This window comes from Burkholderia sp. HAN2018, from assembly GCF_024704855.1.
In the GTDB taxonomy this organism is placed as follows: domain Bacteria; phylum Pseudomonadota; class Gammaproteobacteria; order Burkholderiales; family Burkholderiaceae; genus Burkholderia; species Burkholderia cepacia.
Genome location: NZ_QOBB01000003.1, coordinates 42,473 through 60,386, shown reverse-complemented (window position 1 = coordinate 60,386; position 17,914 = coordinate 42,473). Strand labels below are relative to the sequence as shown.

The following is a 17,914-nucleotide window of genomic DNA, read 5'->3' as shown; positions in this document are numbered from 1 at the left end:
ACATCGGCCGCCGTGCGGCGGCGATACCGATCGCGATGCTAGCGCACGCGCGGCGGCTTGTCAGCCGGCATCGCAGCGCCCGCGACGGCTTGCATATCGGCCCCGCGCACCTACACTGGAAAATCGATACGCCGCTTCAGGCCCGCGCTATCGCATCCATCCCGTCTCCGCTTCCGCGCATTCCTCAGCGCATTTCGCGTTCGCATCGCCGAGCGGGGTGACGACTCGTCAGTCAGGTTCCTCCACCCGGCCCAACGTGCTTTCGCCGTCGCTCCCTGGAGGGAATCATGAGCTATCACCTGGAAGGCCGTCTGCTCGAGGTCTGCAACTGCCGCGTACTCTGCCCGTGCTGGATCGGCGAGGACCCGGATTTCGGCGTCTGCGACACGATCGTCGCATGGCATGTCGACAAGGGCACCGTCGACGGCGTCGACGTGAGCGGCAACACGATCGCCGCCGTGTGCCGCGTGCCCGGCAACATCCTGCAAGGCAACTGGACGGCCGCGATCTACGTCAGCGACACGGCATCCGACGTGCAGGAGCAGGCGCTGCTGAAGGTCTACACCGGCCAGGCCGGCGGCCCGATCGCCGAACTCGCGAAACTGATCGGCACGGTCGTGTCGATCGAACGCGCCCCCATCGCCTTCAACGTCGAAGGGGCGCGCGGCACGCTGTCGATCGGCACCGACTACCACGCGGAACTCGAGCCGTATCTCGGCCCGAGCGGCGCGCAGACGACGCTGACCGACACCGTGTTCTCGACGGTACCCGGCGCACCGGTATTCGTCGGCAAGGCGCCGGTCTACCGGTCGAAGAACGCGGCGATCGGCATCGACGTCGATCTGAAGAATCACAACGCGCTGCAGAGCACGTTCCTGTTCGACGCGTGAAGCGCGATCGCACGCCCACGGTCATGGCTGCTTCGCTGCATCGGCGCCTGTTTCCGCTCGTGCTCGCGAGTCTCGTCGCGTTCGCGTGGCTCACGCTGTGGGCATGGACGCGCAGCCCGTACGGGCGCTACCTCGACCACGGCGACAGCGCATTGTCCGCACCGTTCAGCGCTCTTTGCCGCGCGCTGCCGGGCGGCACGCTGTGGTTGCCGGCCGCGTTCGACGCGGCCGGCTGGACGCTGATGATCCTCGCGATGATGCTGCCGACGACGTTGTCGCTGTTCGATGCGTTCGCCCGCGTCGTCGCGAGCCGCCCCGACCAGACGCGCCTGCTCGCGCTCGTCGGCATCGGCTACGTCGCCACGTGGAGCGGTTTCGGCCTCGTCGCGCACGGCCTGCACGGGCTGGTGCTGGCAGGTGTCGCGCGCGTGCCGGCGCTCGCGTGGCGCGGCTGGCTGATCGGCGCGGCCGTCTTCGCGCTCGCGGGCGCGTTCCAGTTCAGCGGACTGAAGACGCACTGTCTCGATCGTTGCCGCACGCCGTTCAGTTTCGTGATCAGCCGCTGGCGTGGCCGCACGCCGATGCGTCACGCGTTTGCGCTCGGCGTCAGCCACGGGCTCTTTTGCGTCGGCTGCTGCTGGGCGCTGATGCTGCTGATGTTCGTCGTCGGCGCCGGCAGTCTCGGCTGGATGCTGGCGCTCGCCGCGTTGATGGCACTCGAGAAGAATGCGGCCTGGGGCCAGGCACTCACCGCGCCGCTTGGCGCCGCGTTGTTCGGTGCGGCCGTGCTGATCGTTGCCAGCCACGCGTGAGGCCGCGATGCGACCGCTTGCCTCCACGTTCGCGCTGCATGTCCGGCCGGGCATGCGCGTCGCCGCGCTGACGTCGATCGCGATGCTCGCGTTCGCGTCGAATTCGCTGCTGTGCCGGCTCGCGCTGCAGGCCGGACGAATCGACGCGGCCAGCTTCGGCAGCTTGCGTCTCGTATCCGGCGCGCTGATGCTCGCGATCGTCGCGCGCGCGGGTGCGCGGCGGCCCGCCCCGCCTGCGGACTGGCCCGCCGCGGCGATGCTGTTCGTGTACGTCGCGTGCTTCTCGTTTGCGTATCTGACCGTCAGCGCGGCCACCGGCGCGCTGATCCTGTTCGGCGCGGTGCAACTGACGATGTTTGCGGCGGGATGGCACGCCGGCGAACGGTTTGCCGCGACCGGCTGGGCCGGGTTCGGCGCGGCGCTCGGCGGACTGGTGTATCTCGTGTCGCCCGGGCTCGCCGCGCCGACGCCGCGCGGCGCCGCGCTGATGACGGCCGCGGGCATCGCATGGGGAATCTATTCGATACGCGGCCGTCGGCCCGTCGATCCGGTCGCAGCAACCGCAGGCAATTTCCTGCGCGCCGCGCCGCTGGCGCTCGCGCTGAGCGTCGCGCTCGCCGCCCGCTTTCACGTCACGCCGGCCGGCGCCGTACTCGCCGTGCTTTCCGGCGCGCTGACCTCGGGCCTCGGCTATGTGCTCTGGTACGCCGCGCTGCGGCACCTCACGGCGATGCGCGCCGCGGCGGTCCAGCTCTCCGTTCCCCCCATCGCTGCATGCGGCGCCGTGCTGTTCCTGTCGGAACAGCCGACCTGGCGGCTCGCGCTCGCATCGGCCGCGATCCTCGGCGGTGTCGCGACCGTGCTCGCGACCCGGGCGCGCCAGGCGGGCAGCCGCCGCTGATGCGCATCGGGCGCAACGCGCTCGCGCCCGACCCGACGATTCAGGCAGCCAAAATGCAAAACCCGCACACGGACACCGTGCGCGGGTTTCGGAAGAGACGGCAAGCGCCGGGCGCCCTTGCGGGCGCTGCCAGGCTTAGTGGCCGAAGTACACCGACGAACGGTCGGCGGCGGTCGGCACGAGCACGCGCTGACCCGACTGCGACGTCCCGACAGGGTTCGAGCCGTAGCCCGTTGCATCGGCTTGCGCGCCGGTGTTCTGTGCGGCGGCGATCTTTGCCTGCGCGGCCTGGATGTTTTCCGGGTAATTGATCCAGTCGTTCGGGTTGTAACCGGCCTTTTCGAGCTGGACCAGCTCGGCGCGCACTTGCGCGCGCGTCAGCGGCTGCTGGCTCTGGGCGAACGAAACGACCGGTGCGGCCACCAGGGCGGCCAGTGCAACTGCCTTGATCAGCGATTTCATGATGCGTTACCTCCAGGATTGTTTTGTCAGGCGCTTCGGACTCGGGGTCGTTGCGCATGAGTAGAAGTCTAGGAGGCGGCCCTATCAGGGTAAATACTTAAATCACGAATTCACTGTTGACGGAAAACATACAATCGTCGCGGAATTCACTGAATCGTCAGACGATTATCGGCGTTCGCGCACCGAATGCCGCGATACGGTAACCGGCGCGCCCCGCCGGACATCAGCGCCCCGACGACGCCATCAGCCGGTCGAACAGCAGCGCCTTGAGGCGAATCAGGTCGTCGGCGCCGGTCTCGCCGAACGCCGCATGATGCAGCGTCAGCGCGGGCGCCGCCGGGTCGGCATGGACGGCCCGCACCGTGCCGTCGAGCGCCAGCAGCTCGACCCGGCCGCCCGTCGCGTACGGCAGCAGCACGCGCAAGGGCTCGCCGATGGCGGCAATCGGCCGGTCGACGGCAATCGATAGCCCGCTCACGCTGATGTCGTGCACCATCCCGATGCCTTCCGCGCCCTCCGCTCCGCCTGCGCAGCACGCGGCGATCCGCACCGGCACGCGCGGCTCCGCGCGTGTGCGCAGGCGGTCGACGAAACCCGGCGGCGACAGGACCAGAAACCGCGCGCCACCGGCCTCGTGCACCGATTCCACCGTCGCACCGAAACGCGACACCGCGGCGCGGCCGATGGCCACCGCCTCGATGTCGTCGCCGCTCGCGAAGTCGAACGCGGCCGCTGGCTGCGGCTCGACGAACAGCGCACCCGAGGCGGCAGTGCCGATCAGCCGGTAGCGCTGCAGCCCGCGGGTCGTGCCGACCCGGCGGCGGATGCCGATCGCGGCGCCCGCCGACAACCCCATTCGCGTGGCATGCGGCACCGCGTCGGGCACGCGCGGCGCGGTTTCGGTTTCGGCTACGGCTTCGGTGTCGTCGCGCCGGCGTACCGGCCGGAAATGGTCGAACAGGAATGCATGCTGCGGGGCATCGCGCAGCGTCGTGCCCGCCGGCAGCAGCGCGGCGCCGTCGGCATCGTAGAGATCGAAGGCGAGCGGGACACCGGCGGCGAGATCGTCGCGCGCGAGCGCGACGTAGTCGGAAGATAGCCTCATCGGAGAGGCGCGGAGCGACCGCGCGAGCTGTCGTGACACCATGATTACGGCAGCCGCGCGCGAAATCTGAACGGCTCCGTTACTGCGACGCGCCGCTCGCGTCGGGAGCGGCCGGCACGGGCGGCTGGGCCGGCGCAGCCGAAGGAGCGGCGGCCGGCGCAGCACCGAGGCCCGAACTGCCCCCGCCTGGCGTGCTCGCCCCCGCTGGCGGCTGAGCGGGCTGCGGTTGCGATGCGCCGGCCGACAGCGCGGCAGCCGACGCGGCCACTTCGGACGCCGGGACCCATTCCTCGACGATGCCACCCGATGCCGCCTCCGGCGCGGAGGCGGCCGAGGCGGTCGATTCCGTGCCGGTGTCAGCCTCGGGCGCGCGCTCCACCCGCTGCGTCCTGACCGGCGCGGGCGCCTTCTCAGGCTTGGGCGGGAACCATGTGTCGAACAGGTCCGTCACGCGCTCGCGCAGCGACGCGAACCAGCCCGGCGACGGCTCGGTATCGAATTTCGCCTTCGTGTCGACGATCCGGGCGCGCTGCGCACGCTGGAAGAAATCGCCGACGATCGGCAGCGCGCTGTGCGCACCCTGCCCCCAGTAATCGCTGCGCAACGTCACGCGGCCGTCGTCGAAACCGACCCACGCGCCGGCAACGAGGCCGGGCTGCATCAGGATGAACCAGCCGTCCGCGTTGTCCTGCGTCGTGCCCGTCTTGCCGGCCACGTCGCCGCGAATCCCGAAGCGCGTGCGGATGCTGCCGCCCGTGCCCCGCGTCACGACGTCGCGCATCACGCTGAGCAGCGTCTTGTCGGTCTCGGCGTCGAGCGCGCGCTCGGGCGGCGCCGGAGCGTACTCGGCGAGCACGTCGCCCTGGCGGTTCTCGATGCGCGTCACCATCTGCGGTTCGACATACAGCCCGCCGTTCGCGACCGTCGCGTACGACGCGACCATTTCCTTCAGCGTGACCGGGCTCGTGCCGAGCGCGAGCGACGGCACGCGTTCGAGCGGGCTTTCCCGCACGCCCATGTCGCGCGCGAGCCTGGCGACGGAGGCCGGCCCGACCTTCTCCATCACCTGCGCGGTGATCCGGTTGCGCGACAGCGCGACCGCGTCGCGCAGCGTCATCGGCTTGCCCGTCGGCGGCACGTCGTCGTTTGGCCGCCAGATCTCGCCGCCCTTCAACGGGATCTCGACCGGCTGGTCGATGAACGTGTCGTCCGGCTTCATCCCGTTCGCGAACGCGACGCCATAGACGAACGGCTTGAACGTCGAGCCCGGCTGGCGCCGCGCCTGCGCGACGTGGTCGAACGGCTCGCTGGTGAAGTCGCGGCTGCCGACCCACGCGCGGATCTGCCCGTTGCGCGGGTCGATCGCGAGGAAGCCGGCCTGCACGTCGGTCTTGGTCTTGCACAGCGCACGCATGAAGCCGCGGTCGGCCGCGAGCAGCTTCATCGCGGCCGCGTCGTCCTTGCCGGCGTCCTGCGCGGCCTTGTACTCGGGCGACTCGCGCATGAAGGTGCGGAAGACCTCGTTGTCGGTGCCGCAGCCGTCGCGGCCGCTCCACGCGTTGTTCGCGATGCCCTGCAACTGGTTGCCCTGCAGCGTGAGCGCCTGCGTCGCCATCTGCTGCAGCCGCGAGTCGATCGTCGTGCGCACGATCAGCCCGTCCGCGTAGATGTTGTAGTCGTTGCGGTCGGCCCACGCGATCAGCCATTTGCGGAGTTGCTGCGCGAAATGCGGTGCCGGCCCGGGCGGCTCCTTCTGGCGCTCGAAATCGATCCGCAACGGCCGGCGCTGCAATTGCGCGAACTGCGCGGGCGACAGCTTGCCGTACTTCACCATCTGGCCGAGCACCGTATTGCGCCGCTGCAGCGCGCGCTCGGGATTCAGCACCGGGTTGTAGTAGCTGTTGCCCTTCAGCATCCCGACGAGCGTCGCGCTGTCGAGCACGTCGAGCTCGTCGGCGGACTTGTCGAAATAGGTGCGCGCGGCCATCTCGACACCGTACGCGTTGTACAGGAACGGCACCGTGTTCAGGTAGGTCTCGAGGATCTGGTCCTTGCTGTAGACGGCCTCGATCTTCAGCGCGGTGATCGCCTCCTTCACCTTGCGCGTGAGCGTCGGCGCGCGGCCGATTTCGTCCGGATAGAGGTTGCGCGCGAGCTGCTGCGTGATCGTCGAGCCGCCCTGGCGGCTGCCCGAGAACGTATGGAGCGCGGCCGATGCCGTGCGCTTCCAGTCGAGGCCGTGGTGCTCGTAGAAGCGGTGATCCTCGGTCGCGATCAGCGCGTCGACCATGTGCGGCGAGATCTGCTTGAGCGGCACCCATTCCCGGTTCGACGGCTTGAATTCGGCCAGCAGCTTGCCGTCGGCGGACAGCACCTGCGCAGGCTGGTCGACACGCGCCTTGCGGATGTCGCCGATGCCCGGCGTAAACGGGATGAGCACGACCACGTACACCACGAACAGCGCCGGCACGGCGGCGCCCGCGAGCAGCACGCCGCGGCGCGTCGGATGACGCAGGTGGCGCCACGCAACGGCGGCGAGAGGCTTGACCCGCGCGACGGCGGCAGCCGCGACGGGTTGGGCGCGCGCGACCCATCTGGCACAGAAGTCACGCACTGACGACACGTTTCGGCGATTCACGCGGGTGGAGTTCGGCTGAAAAGGGTGCATCGTACCAAACTCGCGCGGCCCGCCGAACCGCGACGGCGTCGCGCCCGCCTGCACGGGCGGCCGGGCGCCGGTTCACACGCAAAAAAGGCGCGCGCTCCCTGACGGGAACGACGCGCCAAGCCTGGTACGACAAACGGGAAGCCGCGCAACGCGCGGCCGATCGGCGCGGCGACTCAGCGCACGAGAAAACCGTAGGTCAGCGGATCGCGCTCGTCGACGATCCAGTTCGCGAACCCGCAGATATGCGCGTTGCCTTCCACTTCCGGAATCACGGCGGGCATGCCGCCGACCGTCGTTTCGCGCAGCACGCGCCCCTTGAAGACCGTGCCGACGATCGATTCGTTGACGAGCGTGTCGCCGGCCGCGAGCAACCCGCGCTGGTAGAGCTGCGCGACCCGGCCGCCGGTGCCGGAGCCCGTCGGCGAGCGGTCGACCTCGCGATCCGCGAACACGCAGCAGTTCGCCTGCGTCGAGCCCGGATGGCGCGGCGCGTTCGCGATGATCGTGCCGTAGATGTGGTTGATTTCCGGAATCTCCGGATGCACGACCGGGTATCTCGCGTTCGCGGCGGCCTTCACTTCCGCGCCGAAGCGGATCAGCCTTTCCACCGCCGCTTCGCGCACCGGCAGGTCGAACGGCGCGCCGTCGACGTAGAAATAGAACGCGCCGCCGTACGCGATGTCGCCGGTCACGGTGCCGAACGACGGCGTCTCGACCGACACGTCGCGTTGCCAGATGAACGACGGCACGTTGACGAAGCGCACCGGCCCCGCATGCTCGCCGTCCCACTTCACGAAAGCCTCGATGAAGCCGCACGGCGCGTCGATGCCGACCCGCGTTTCCGGCACCGTGCGCTGCACCCAGCCGAGCTCGACGGCGGCGGTCGACAGCGCGATCACGCCGTGTCCGCAATGGTCGCTGTAGCCTTCGTTGTGCACGAAGATCACGCCGAAATCGGCAGTCGGCGACACCGGCTCGGTGAGGTAGCCGCCGTACATGTCGGCGTGGCCGCGCGGTTCGAACATCAGCGCGCGGCGGATCTCGTCGGCGTTCTCCTTGAGCCACGCGCGGCGCTGGACGATCGTGTCGCCCGGCAGTCTCGGCAGCCCGCTCGTGACGATGCGGAACGCTTCGCCGCCCGTATGCACTTCGACGGTGGAAAGGGATCGGGAAATTTTCATGGTCGATCGGATGCGTGGAAACGAAGGACGGCGGTCGCGCCGCCGTCCGGTGACAGGCTTGTGCGGCGCTCGGTGCGTCGCTTACTTCGCGTACGGTTCCGGCAGGCCGTTGCGGATTACGTAGACGGTCGTCGGCGCGCCCTTCAGGTCGCCGTTCGCGTCGAACGAATAGGTGCCCGCGACGCCCGCGTAGTTCGACTTCGCGAGCTGCGCGATCAGCTTCGCCTTGTCGGTGGTCGTACCGGCCTTGACCATCGCGTCGGCGAGCAGCTTCATCCCGTCGTAGTAGTTCACGCCGTAGACCTGCGTATCGGTGTGATACGTGTCGTGGTACTTCTTCAGGAATTCGCGGCCGGCCGCCGTCTTCTCGAGCGCGACGCCGCCCTGCGCGCAGTAGACGATCGATGCCGCGTCGCCCGCGACCTTGCCCATGTCGGCCGAGCAGATGCCGTCACCGCCGAGCAGCTTCGCGCGCAGGCCGCGCTGCTTCATCTGCTTGGCCATCGGCGCACCCTGCGCCGCATAGCCGCCGAGGAAGATCACGTCGGGGTTGCTGGCCTTGATCTTGGTGAGGATGCCGAGGAAATCGGTGGCCGACGAGTTCGTGAATTCCTGGTCGACGATCCTGATCCCGTTCGCCTTCGCGACGTTCATGAACTGTTCGGCGACGCCCTGCCCGTACGCGGTGCGATCGTCGATCACGGCGGCGGTTTTCGCGTTCAGCGTCTTCGCGGCGAACGTGGCCATCGTGCCGCCGAGCTGCTCGTCGCTCGCGCCGATCCGGAAGATGTTCTTGAAGCCCTGCTTGGTCAGCGCCGGGTTCGATGCGACCGGCAGCATCGGCACGCCGGCATTCGAGTACACGCGCGATGCGGGAATCGCAACGCCCGAGTTGTACGGGCCGAGCACCGCGACGACGCCCTTGTCGACGAGGTTCTGCGCCACCTGCACGCCCGCTTTCGGGTCGGCCTGGTCGTCGTCGGAAACCAGTTTGAACGTGACGGTCTTGCCGGCGACCTTGATGCCGGCCTTGTTGAGTTCGTCGACGGCCAGGCGCGCGCCGTTTTCATTGTCCTTGCCGTTCGCGGCCTGCGGGCCGGTCAGCGGCGCCGAATGGCCGATCATCACGACTTCCTGCGCGTGCGCGGAAGTCAGCGCGCCGGCGGCGATGGCCACCGAAAGCGCGGTAACGAGATGTCGCATGATGTCTCCTGATTGGTTTTGTGTGAAACCAATGTAGGACACGCGTGGTCACCGCGCAAGCAATTTCAAAATAAAGTGTTCGATTCTGGTCATTTTTCAGACCAGAACAATTTTGGCGCGGTCACTTCGGCGCGATGTCGCGCCGCACGCGGCGGATGTGCTGTTCGACATAGAACGCCGCCGCATCGGCGTCGCCCGACACGATCGCCTCGTAGATCAGCCGATGCTCGGACACGTAGAGCCGGATCCGGCCCGCGTCGTAGATGCCGTCGTCCTTCAGCCGCTTCCACAGCGGCTGATCCATCGTCTTCGCCACTTCGTCGGCGATCTTCACGATCAGCGCGTCGCCCGTCATCAACGCGAGTTGCCGGTGGAACAACCGGTCGCTCTCGTTCCACAGGGCCCGCTGATGGGGATCGTCGACGTCGGTAATGGTTTCCATCTGCGCCAGGTAGCGTTCGGCGCCGGGGTCGGCCCGGCCGTGCGCGGCCGCGAGGCGCGCGATCGCCGGCTCGAGGATCAAGCGCACGTCGAGCGTCGACGTCGGGCTGAAATCGGCTTCGGACGCCTCGTGCGTGTCGCCGCGCTGCGCGAGCACGTCGAGCGGCGCCGCGACGACGTAGGTGCCCGAATTGCGCTTCGTGAACACGAGCCCTTCGTTCTGCAGCGCGCCGAGCGCTTCGCGCACGGCCGGCCGGCCGACCTGGAACAGCCCCGCGAGCTCGCGCTCGGACGGCAGCCGCGACTCGGCGGCGTAGCGCCCCGCGCGGATCTCGTCGCGGATCTTCTCGGCCACCTGCTCGTAGATCTGCAGCGGCTTGAAACCGCCTTCGAGTGAGTCGGGACGCGCGGACATCATCGTGTAGCTCCTGCCCGGTCGAGGGCGTGAATCTGGAATGGGTTCGCACTATACCGGAGCGCGCCGGCATCGAGGCCATGGCGGCCCTTCTGGACAGATATTAGAACCAAAACCGGCACGGCGCTTTATTTTTTGGGTTGCAGACGGGCCAGCAAGTGGTATAGATTCGATCCACACTGCCCTGTGTCACGGTACCCGGCAGATTTGTGGCGGGCGCGGCACGCGCCCGTCGTCCACGCTCACCGACGCATGCGACGTACACGATGACCGCGCTTTCCCCGATTCCCGTTTTCGATGCGGCCGACACGGCCGCGCTGCTCGACTACCCGGCGCTGCTCGCCACGCTCAGGCAGGCCGTCGCCGACTATGCGGCGGGCGAGATCGTCAGCCCCGAGCGCCTGGTCGTGCCGCTGCAGGCCGGCGGCGTGATGCTGTCGATGCCGTCGAGCGCGCGTGACCTCGCGACCCACAAGCTCGTGAACGTGTGCCCGGGCAACGGCGCGCGCGGGCTGCCGACGATCCTCGGCCAGGTGACCGCGTACGACGCGACCACCGGCGAGATGCGCTTCGCGCTCGACGGCCCGACGGTCACCGGACGCCGCACGGCGGCCATCACCGCGCTCGGCATCCAGGCGCTGCACGGCGCCGCGCCGCGCGACATCCTGTTGATCGGCACCGGCAAGCAGGCGGCCAATCACGCGGAAGCGCTCGCGGCGATCTTTCCCGACGCGCGCCTGCACGTGCGCGGCAATCGCGCCGACAGCGCGGCGGCATTCTGCGCCGCGCACCGCGCGCACGCGCCGCATCTCGCACCGCTCGACGGCGACGCGGTTCCCGATGCGATCGACGTCGTCGTGACGCTGACGACGAGCCGCACGCCCGTCTACCGCGAAACCGCGCGCGAAGGCCGGCTCGTGGTCGGCGTCGGCGCGTTCACCGCGGATGCCGCGGAAATCGACGCGAATACCGTGCGTGCCAGCCGGCTGGTCGTCGACGATCCGGCCGGCGCCCGCCACGAAGCCGGCGACCTGATCGTCGCGCAGGTCGACTGGCAGCAGGTCGCGTCGCTCGCCGACGTGCTGGGCGGCGCATTCGACCGTACCGGGCCGCTGCTGTTCAAGAGCGTCGGCTGTGCGGCGTGGGATCTGGCCGCGTGCCGAACCGCGCGCGATGCGCTGGACGCGCGCCGGGCCGGCTGATCCGGCAGCACGACCCGCCTGCCCCACAGGCGGCACGTCACACCGGGGCCGCTCCGGCGGTTTCCCGTACGCGTTGTAGGAATCGCCCTACAACGCGTCGCCGCGGCCTACATCAACTTCCAATTCGGCCGATTTCATTTTCGGCGGCGCAACACGATACTGCCGGCATGAATGCCAGCCAGTTGCCCGCCGCGCTCCGGGTGTTTCTCGTCGATCACGCCGTCGCCGTCCGACAGCGGATCGCGCTGCTCGTCGGCGCGATCCGCGGTGTCGCCGTCGTGGGCGAGGCGGAAGACGGCCAGGACGCGTGGACGCACATCCGCAGCAGTCAGGCGGATGTCGTGATCGTCGACCTGAGGCTGGCGGACGGCAGCGGCCTCGACCTGATCGGGACGCTGTCGAAGGCCGCGCCGCGCATCGTCACGATCGTGCTGACGAATCACTCGGCGCCGGCATTCAGAGAGGCATGCGCGTCGGCCGGAGCCGACTACTTCTTCGACAAGACCGTCGAATTCGACGCCGCATGCCGCGTCATCGAATCCCTGGTGCACGCTCGCGTGCACCGCCTCTGACGAGCCGGAGTGACTCATGTCCACAGCCACCGCCTGCGCCGCCGACGTATCCATCACACCCCGGCCGACGATTCCGCTTCGCGCGGTCACGCGTGCCGACGCCGCCAAGCATCCCGCCGCGCGCTGCTCGGCGTGCGCGATGCGCTCGATGTGCCTGCCGCCGCAATTGACGGCCGCCGAATACGGCCGCCTCGACGCGATCATCTGCACGACCCGGCAGGTGCGCCAGGGCGACGCGCTGTTCCGCACCGACGATCCGTTCCAGAGCATCTACGCGGTGCGCGCGGGTTCGTTCAAGACGGTGATGATGCATCGCGACGGCCGCGAGCACGTGACGGGCTTCCAGATTGCCGGTGAAACGCTCGGGATGGACGGCATCGGCAGCGGCCAGCACTGCTGCGACGCGATCGCGCTCGAAGACAGCGTCGTATGCATCATCCCGTTCGGCGCGCTCGAAGCGGCGTGCCGCGAGATCAAGCCGATGCAGCACTTCCTCTACCAGATGCTGAGCAGCGAGATCGTCCGCGAATCGAGCCAGATGCTGCTGCTCGGCACGATGTCGGCCGAACAGCGCGTCGCGCAATTCCTGCTGAACCTGTCGTCGCGCTTCGAGGCACGCGGCTATTCGGCGACGGAATTCAACCTGCGGATGACGCGCGAGGAAATCGGCTGCTATCTCGGGATGAAGCTCGAAACCGTCAGCCGGATGTTCTCGCGGTTCCATCGCGAAGCGCTGGTCGAAACGCGCGGCAAGCGCGTGCGCATCATCGACTCGCAAGCGCTCGCCCGGGTCTGACCGGGCGCGCCGGCGCCCGGCCGCCGGCGCGGCATCGCGTGCGATGCCTCATTGCGCCGCGCTGCCTGCCGCCGCATCGCGCAGCCCCACCCTTGCACCGCCCGCCTGGCATGCGATCAGCGCCTGTTCGGCCTGCATGAACGCGCGGCGCAGCGTGTCGTCCATGTCGTCGCCGACACACGCCGGCAGCAGCCAGAGCGACGTGTCGCGCATCACGAGGTCGAGCCGCACGTCGTACCGGCGCGCGCCATCGGCGGCGGCGCGCGATTCGATGGCGAGGTGGCAGCCGTCGATCAGCGCGCGGAAGCGCTCGAGCCGCACCAGCAGCGCGCCGGCTTCGGCTTCGATCGCGGCGGTACCCGCGAATCCATGGCAGGCGATCTGCATGCCCACGCCCATGTCGTGTCTCCTGACGGGGCCGCCCGCTCGTCGACCGCCTTGCATATGCCGCCCGCATCGACATGCGGCGGCACGTGTTGCCCGTGGCACGGCGCGATTTCTTCGATCGCTGCCCGGCCGATAGTCTGCCCGCGCCTTCGTCGGCGCGGGATCGTTCATACGTTGAAGGTCTGCGACGCCTTCATCTCGATCCATGTCATGCCTGCCCGCAGCCCTTCGATCATCGCCTCACGCTCGGTCGGATACGCATGGCTGTGCTCGAACGTATGGTGAAAGCGCGCGGCGCCGGTGCCATGCTCGACCGACACGCGGCAGCGGAATTCGCCCGATTCGCACGGGCGCGTCTCGACTTCGACGGACCAGTCGCGTTCGTGAATGTTGCCCTGCAGTGTCATGCACCCTCCTGCTGTATCCGTCTCAGAGCCGGAAGTGGCCGCTGTGCAGCAGCACCGGCCGGCCGCCGATTTCCTCGAGCATGCGTCGCGCCATCGCCTCGATCGCCGACCGGTGCGCTTCGAATGCGGCCAGCAGGTCGCGTTCGAGCAGCGACGGCGCGCCGAAATGATCTTCCAGCGCCTCGGCCGTGACCGCGCACTGCACGCAACGTCCGTCGACCAGCGCCGAAAACGCCACGACCAGGTCGCGTGCGCAATATTCGGGCGGTTCCGGCGGGAAGGCAATCTGCATCTGTCCGCCTGTCATCGTCGTGATGGCTCCATGACAAGAGCATAGTGGCGCGCGCGCCTCCACGCTTGACCCACGTCAACGGGTTCGCTGCGCTGCACGATGGACGGCGCGGCAGCGTGCCGGCCGCGACTGCGCGACGCCCCCTCGCTCGCTTTCAACCCGCCTTCAACCCACGTTCAACCCGCGTCGGGCTCGATCGTCGCGCCGCGTTCCGCGAGCAGTTCGCGCAGCACGCTGCGGTGGCAATGGCGTTCGTCCTCGCAATAGCAGCCGATCGAGAACGCGGTGGTCGCCGACAGCGCCGCCAGCAGGTCGAGCACCTTCGGCGCGTCGCCATGCGCCATCTCCGCGCGGAAGTGACGCCGGAACGCGTTCCATTCGGCGTCCGTTTCGGCGGCCTGCGCCTGCGCGACGAGTTCCGGGCTCGGCGACAACGTCGGCAGCCATACATCATAGTAGTTGCGCGACGCGAATTCCGCCTTCGGCACGCCGCGCGGCGGCCGCCGCACCGTGCCGATCCGCAGGCCCTCGCCGGCCGCGCGCGGCGTGCCGAGCTGGATGATCCGGATGCCCATGTCGCTCCTTTTCGTGTTGCGTCCGATTGCGTGATCGTACCGCCGCGCCTGCGCCGCCGTCAGCCGGGTGGCGGACATTGCGGCCGCACAAAGAAAAACCGGCTGCCCCCTTGCGGGAGACAGCCGGTTCGGCCAGCCGCGTTGCGCGCCGGGGCGCGCCGCGATCAGACGCCGCTCTTCAGCACCTTGCCGATCGCATCGGCGACGATGGCGACGTTCGAGTCGTTCAGGCCCGCGACGCACATCCGGCCCGAACGCAGGATGTACACGCCGTGCACTTCGCGCAGCGCGTCGACCTGCGATTCGGTCAGGCCCGTGTACGTGAACATGCCGCGCTGCTTCACGTAGCGCGTCAGCGCCTCGCCGCTGACGTGGTCGCGCAGGCCGTCATGGATCGACTGGCGCATCCGCGCGATGCGGCGGCACATCGCCGCCAGTTCCTCTTCCCACTGCTTGCGCAGCGCCGGCGTGCCGAGCACGGCGGCCACGACCTTCGCGCCGTAGGTCTGCGGGTTGCTGTAGTTCGAGCGCACGGCGCCGGCCAGCTGGCCGAGCACGCGGTCGGCCGCGGCGGCATCCTCGCAGACGACGCTCAGGCCGCCCACGCGTTCGCCGTACAGCGAGAAGTTCTTCGAGAACGAGTTCGCGACCAGCGCCGGCACGCCGCGGCGGGCCAGTTCGCGCACCGCGAACGCGTCCGCGTCGAGGCCCGCGCCGAAGCCCTGGTAGGCCATGTCGACGAACGGCAGCAGCCCGCGCGCCTCGATCACGTCGATCAGCTTCTCCCACTGGCCTTCGTCGAGGTCGACGCCGGTCGGGTTATGGCAGCACGCGTGCAGCAGCACGATGCTGCGCGCCGGCAGCGCGTCGATCGCCGCGAGCATCGCGTCGAACTTCAGGCCGCCCGTCGCCTCGTCGTAGTACGGATACGTGTTCACCGTGAAGCCGGCGCGCTCGAAGATGAAGCGGTGGTTTTCCCAGCTCGGATCGCTGAGCCACACCTGCGAATCCGGGAAATAGCGCTTCAGGAAATCGGCGCCCACCTTCAGTGCGCCGGAGCCGCCGAGCGTCTGCAGCGTCGCGATGCGGCCGGCCGCGCGGGCCGGGTGATCGGCGCCGAACACGAGCGCCTGCACGGCATCGCGATACGCGGCGAGGCCGACCATCGGCAGGTACGGCTTCGCGCCGAGGTCGCGCTGCAGCGCGGTTTCGGCTTCGCGCACGGCGCCCATCACCGGAATCCGGCCTTCGGCGTCGAAGTAGATGCCGATGCTCAGGTTGACCTTCTGGTCGCGCGGATCTTTCTGGAAGTTCTCGTTGAGCGTCAGGATCGGGTCGCCCGGGTACGCGTCGATGTGTTCGAACATGGCTTGAGTCTGTCTCGTTTGGAAGAATGATCGGGCCGGCCTGCGTCAGCGTGCGGATGCGCCGTCGTGCACCGCATAGCCTGCATTCTTCTGACGGAAGCGATACCCGACCGCGAGCACCGCGAGCCATACCGGGATCAGGTACACCGACAGGCGGAGATCCGGCGTCAGGTACATCACGACGAGAATGCCGGCCATGAATGCCAGGCACAGGTAATTCGTGAAAGGATAGCCCAGACTGCGGAAGGAAGTCTCCTCCCGGGCCGCACGCTTCGCCTGGCGGAACTTCAGGTGGATCAGCGTGATCATCGCCCAGTTGATGATCAGCGCCGACACGACGAGGCCCATCAGCACCTCGAACGCCTTGCCCGGCATGAAGTAGTTGACCAGCACGCACACGCCGGTCGCGAGCGCCGACGCGCCGAGCGCGGCGAGCGGAATGCCGCGCTTGTTCACCGAGCACAGCACCTTCGGCGCATTGCCCTGCTGCGCGAGGCCGAACAGCATCCGGCTGTTGCTGTACACGCCGCTGTTGTAGACCGACAGCGCGGCCGTCAGCACGACCACGTTCAGCACGTTGGCCACCAGGTTGCTGCTCAGCGCGTGGAAGATCAGCACGAACGGGCTGCCGCCGGTGACGACCTTTTCCCACGGATACAGCGACAGCAGCACGGCGAGCGCGCCGATGTAGAAAATCAGGATCCGGTAGATCACCTGGTTGGTCGCGCGCGGAATGCTGCGCTTCGGATCGTCGGCCTCGGCCGCGGTGATGCCGATCAGCTCCAGCCCGCCGAACGAGAACATGATGGCGGCCATCGACATCACCAGCCCCGACACGCCGTTCGGGAAAAAGCCGCCGTGCTGCCACAGGTTCCGGACGCTCGCCTCCGGGCCTGCATGGCCGCTCGCGAGCAGCCAGCCGCCGAAGCCGATCATGCCGACGATCGCGGCGACCTTGATGATCGAGAACCAGAATTCCGTCTCGCCGTACGACTTCACGCTCGCCAGGTTGAGGAGGTTGATCGCGACGAAGAACACCAGCGCCGACACCCAGGTCGGCACGCCGGGCCACCAGTACTGCACGTAGATCCCGACGGCCGACAGCTCGGCCATGCTGACGAGGATGTACAGCACCCAGTAGTTCCAGCCCGACAGGAAGCCGGTGAAGTGGCCGACGTACTTGTTGGCGAAGTAGCTGAACGAGCCGGCGACGGGCTCGTCGACGACCATCTCGCCGAGCTGGCGCATGATGAAGAACGCGACGATGCCGGCCACCGCGTAACCGAGCAGCACGGACGGGCCCGCCATCTTGATCGTCTGCGCGATACCGAGGAACAGCCCCGTGCCGAGCGCGCCGCCGAGCGCAATCAGCTGGATGTGCCGGTTCTTCAGCCCGCGCTTCAGGCCGTCGCTCTCGTTTCCAGAAACCATGTCTTCTCCACTCTGTCCGCCTCCGCCTGAAGCGGGGTGCGGTGCGCCTCGGTGTGCCGGGCGCTGTTTTGCTGTGCCGGGGCCGTTCGTGGAGCCGCCGGGTTGGGGACTGCAATCTTCGCGTGGCGGCGCCCGATTCGCGTCGGCGTCCCCGCCAGACCGGCCGCCGACCGTCGCCGCGCCCGCCTTGCTGCGATCGCACACGAAAATCCGGCGTCAGTTTAGCGTCGCGACGGCGAAATCGGGTTTCGTAACCCGTTCATGCAAACCCTACATTATGAGATAAGATTGCACCCAGGAGACGGATGAGGAAATAAAAATGCATGAACCGGTTCTGGATCGCCTCGATCGCCACTTGCTCGCGATCCTGCAGGAGAACGGCCGCGCGTCGAACCTCGATCTGGCGAAGGCGGTCGGCCTGTCGCCCGCGCAGACACTGCGCCGCCACCGGCGGCTGGAGGAAATCGGCGCGATCCGCCGCTACGAAACCCGGCTGTGCCCCGATACGCTCGGTTTTGGCGTCACCGCCTTCGTGCACGTGACGATGGAGCGCGGGCATATCCGCGACCTGTCGAAGTTCCAGAAACTCGTGTCGGATCTCGCGCAGATCCAGGAGTGTTTTTCAGTGACGGGCGATATCGACTACGTGCTGAAAGTCGTCGCGCGTGACCTGAAGGGGCTGTCCACGTTCCTGCTCGAGACGCTGATGCGCATTCCCGGCGTGAGCGGCGTGCATTCGAGCGTGTGCCTCGACGAGATCAAGTGCACGAGCGCGATGCCGGTGGAAGGGTGAAGCACCGGCCCGCA

The 17,914-nt window shown here is 68.3% G+C and carries 19 protein-coding genes; 7 read left to right on the top strand and 12 right to left on the bottom strand.

Features of this window, described 5'->3' with window-relative positions:
• The first annotated feature begins 287 nt into the window (after positions 1-287).
• The 3 genes from DPV74_RS01380 to DPV74_RS01370 are packed head-to-tail and all read left to right on the top strand — an operon-like array spanning position 288 to position 2,603.
• Complete coding sequence (locus DPV74_RS01380; RefSeq protein WP_027791559.1) at positions 288-890, top strand: DUF1326 domain-containing protein; 603 nt, start codon at positions 288-290, stop codon at positions 888-890.
• 23 nt (positions 891-913) lie between these two features.
• Positions 914-1,702, top strand: coding sequence for a DUF2182 domain-containing protein (locus tag DPV74_RS01375; RefSeq protein WP_027791558.1), 789 nt, complete (start codon positions 914-916; stop codon positions 1,700-1,702).
• 7 nt (positions 1,703-1,709) lie between these two features.
• Entirely contained in the window at positions 1,710-2,603 is an 894-nt protein-coding gene (locus DPV74_RS01370) for a DMT family transporter (RefSeq protein ID WP_059694888.1), read from the top strand.
• Between the two features lie 135 nt (positions 2,604-2,738).
• Here the strand turns inward: DPV74_RS01370 and DPV74_RS01365 are convergent, their stop codons facing one another.
• From DPV74_RS01365 to DPV74_RS01340, 6 genes are all read right to left on the bottom strand, one after another.
• Positions 2,739-3,065, bottom strand: coding sequence for a DUF4148 domain-containing protein (locus DPV74_RS01365; RefSeq protein WP_027791556.1), 327 nt, complete (start codon positions 3,063-3,065; stop codon positions 2,739-2,741).
• Between the two features lie 223 nt (positions 3,066-3,288).
• Positions 3,289-4,170 (bottom strand): PilZ domain-containing protein, encoded by an 882-nt coding sequence (locus tag DPV74_RS01360; RefSeq protein WP_119336385.1) that lies wholly within the window; start codon positions 4,168-4,170, stop codon positions 3,289-3,291.
• A gap of 79 nt (positions 4,171-4,249) precedes the next feature.
• Complete coding sequence (locus tag DPV74_RS01355) at positions 4,250-6,838, bottom strand: penicillin-binding protein 1A (protein WP_119336384.1); 2,589 nt, start codon at positions 6,836-6,838, stop codon at positions 4,250-4,252.
• 173 nt (positions 6,839-7,011) lie between these two features.
• Positions 7,012-8,019, bottom strand: a complete 1,008-nt coding sequence (gene lhpH, locus DPV74_RS01350; protein WP_119336374.1) for a trans-3-hydroxy-L-proline dehydratase — start codon at positions 8,017-8,019, stop codon at positions 7,012-7,014.
• Positions 8,020-8,100: 81 nt separating this feature from the next.
• A complete protein-coding gene (locus DPV74_RS01345; protein WP_059694892.1) occupies positions 8,101-9,222 on the bottom strand; it encodes a branched-chain amino acid ABC transporter substrate-binding protein in 1,122 nt (373 codons plus the stop codon).
• Positions 9,223-9,343: 121 nt separating this feature from the next.
• The gene (locus DPV74_RS01340) at positions 9,344-10,081 is read right to left on the bottom strand and encodes a FadR/GntR family transcriptional regulator (protein WP_059683474.1); all 738 of its coding nucleotides are present in this window, start codon (positions 10,079-10,081) and stop codon (positions 9,344-9,346) included.
• 263 nt (positions 10,082-10,344) lie between these two features.
• Between DPV74_RS01340 and lhpI the strand changes: the two genes are divergently transcribed.
• The 3 genes from lhpI to DPV74_RS01325 all read left to right on the top strand — a co-directional run bounded on the left by lhpI (position 10,345) and on the right by DPV74_RS01325 (position 12,648).
• Entirely contained in the window at positions 10,345-11,280 is a 936-nt protein-coding gene (gene lhpI / locus DPV74_RS01335) for a bifunctional Delta(1)-pyrroline-2-carboxylate/Delta(1)-piperideine-2-carboxylate reductase (protein WP_119336373.1), read from the top strand.
• 167 nt (positions 11,281-11,447) lie between these two features.
• A complete protein-coding gene (locus DPV74_RS01330; RefSeq protein WP_119336372.1) occupies positions 11,448-11,852 on the top strand; it encodes a response regulator transcription factor in 405 nt (134 codons plus the stop codon).
• Between the two features lie 16 nt (positions 11,853-11,868).
• Entirely contained in the window at positions 11,869-12,648 is a 780-nt protein-coding gene (locus DPV74_RS01325; protein ID WP_021159167.1) for a helix-turn-helix domain-containing protein, read from the top strand.
• 48 nt (positions 12,649-12,696) lie between these two features.
• On the opposite strand, the gene DPV74_RS01320 is transcribed toward DPV74_RS01325, so the two are convergent.
• The 6 genes from DPV74_RS01320 to DPV74_RS01295 all read right to left on the bottom strand — a co-directional run bounded on the left by DPV74_RS01320 (position 12,697) and on the right by DPV74_RS01295 (position 17,107).
• Positions 12,697-13,047: a hypothetical protein gene (locus DPV74_RS01320; protein WP_027791547.1), complete on the bottom strand. Its 351-nt coding sequence runs from the start codon at positions 13,045-13,047 to the stop codon at positions 12,697-12,699.
• Between the two features lie 155 nt (positions 13,048-13,202).
• Complete coding sequence (locus DPV74_RS01315; RefSeq protein ID WP_089453021.1) at positions 13,203-13,442, bottom strand: UDP-glucose 4-epimerase; 240 nt, start codon at positions 13,440-13,442, stop codon at positions 13,203-13,205.
• A gap of 22 nt (positions 13,443-13,464) precedes the next feature.
• Positions 13,465-13,749: a DUF1488 domain-containing protein gene (locus tag DPV74_RS01310; protein WP_027791546.1), complete on the bottom strand. Its 285-nt coding sequence runs from the start codon at positions 13,747-13,749 to the stop codon at positions 13,465-13,467.
• 161 nt (positions 13,750-13,910) lie between these two features.
• A complete protein-coding gene (locus DPV74_RS01305) occupies positions 13,911-14,309 on the bottom strand; it encodes a DUF488 domain-containing protein (RefSeq protein WP_060359022.1) in 399 nt (132 codons plus the stop codon).
• Positions 14,310-14,473: 164 nt separating this feature from the next.
• A complete protein-coding gene (locus DPV74_RS01300; protein WP_021159172.1) occupies positions 14,474-15,676 on the bottom strand; it encodes an amino acid aminotransferase in 1,203 nt (400 codons plus the stop codon).
• A 45-nt stretch (positions 15,677-15,721) separates the two neighbouring features.
• Positions 15,722-17,107, bottom strand: coding sequence for an amino acid permease (locus DPV74_RS01295; RefSeq protein ID WP_021159173.1), 1,386 nt, complete (start codon positions 17,105-17,107; stop codon positions 15,722-15,724).
• Positions 17,108-17,426: 319 nt separating this feature from the next.
• Between DPV74_RS01295 and DPV74_RS01290 the strand changes: the two genes are divergently transcribed.
• Positions 17,427-17,900 carry an Lrp/AsnC family transcriptional regulator gene (locus DPV74_RS01290; RefSeq protein WP_021159174.1) on the top strand — a complete coding sequence of 158 codons (474 nt, stop codon included), beginning with the start codon at positions 17,427-17,429 and terminating at the stop codon, positions 17,898-17,900.
• Positions 17,901-17,914 lie beyond the last annotated feature (14 nt).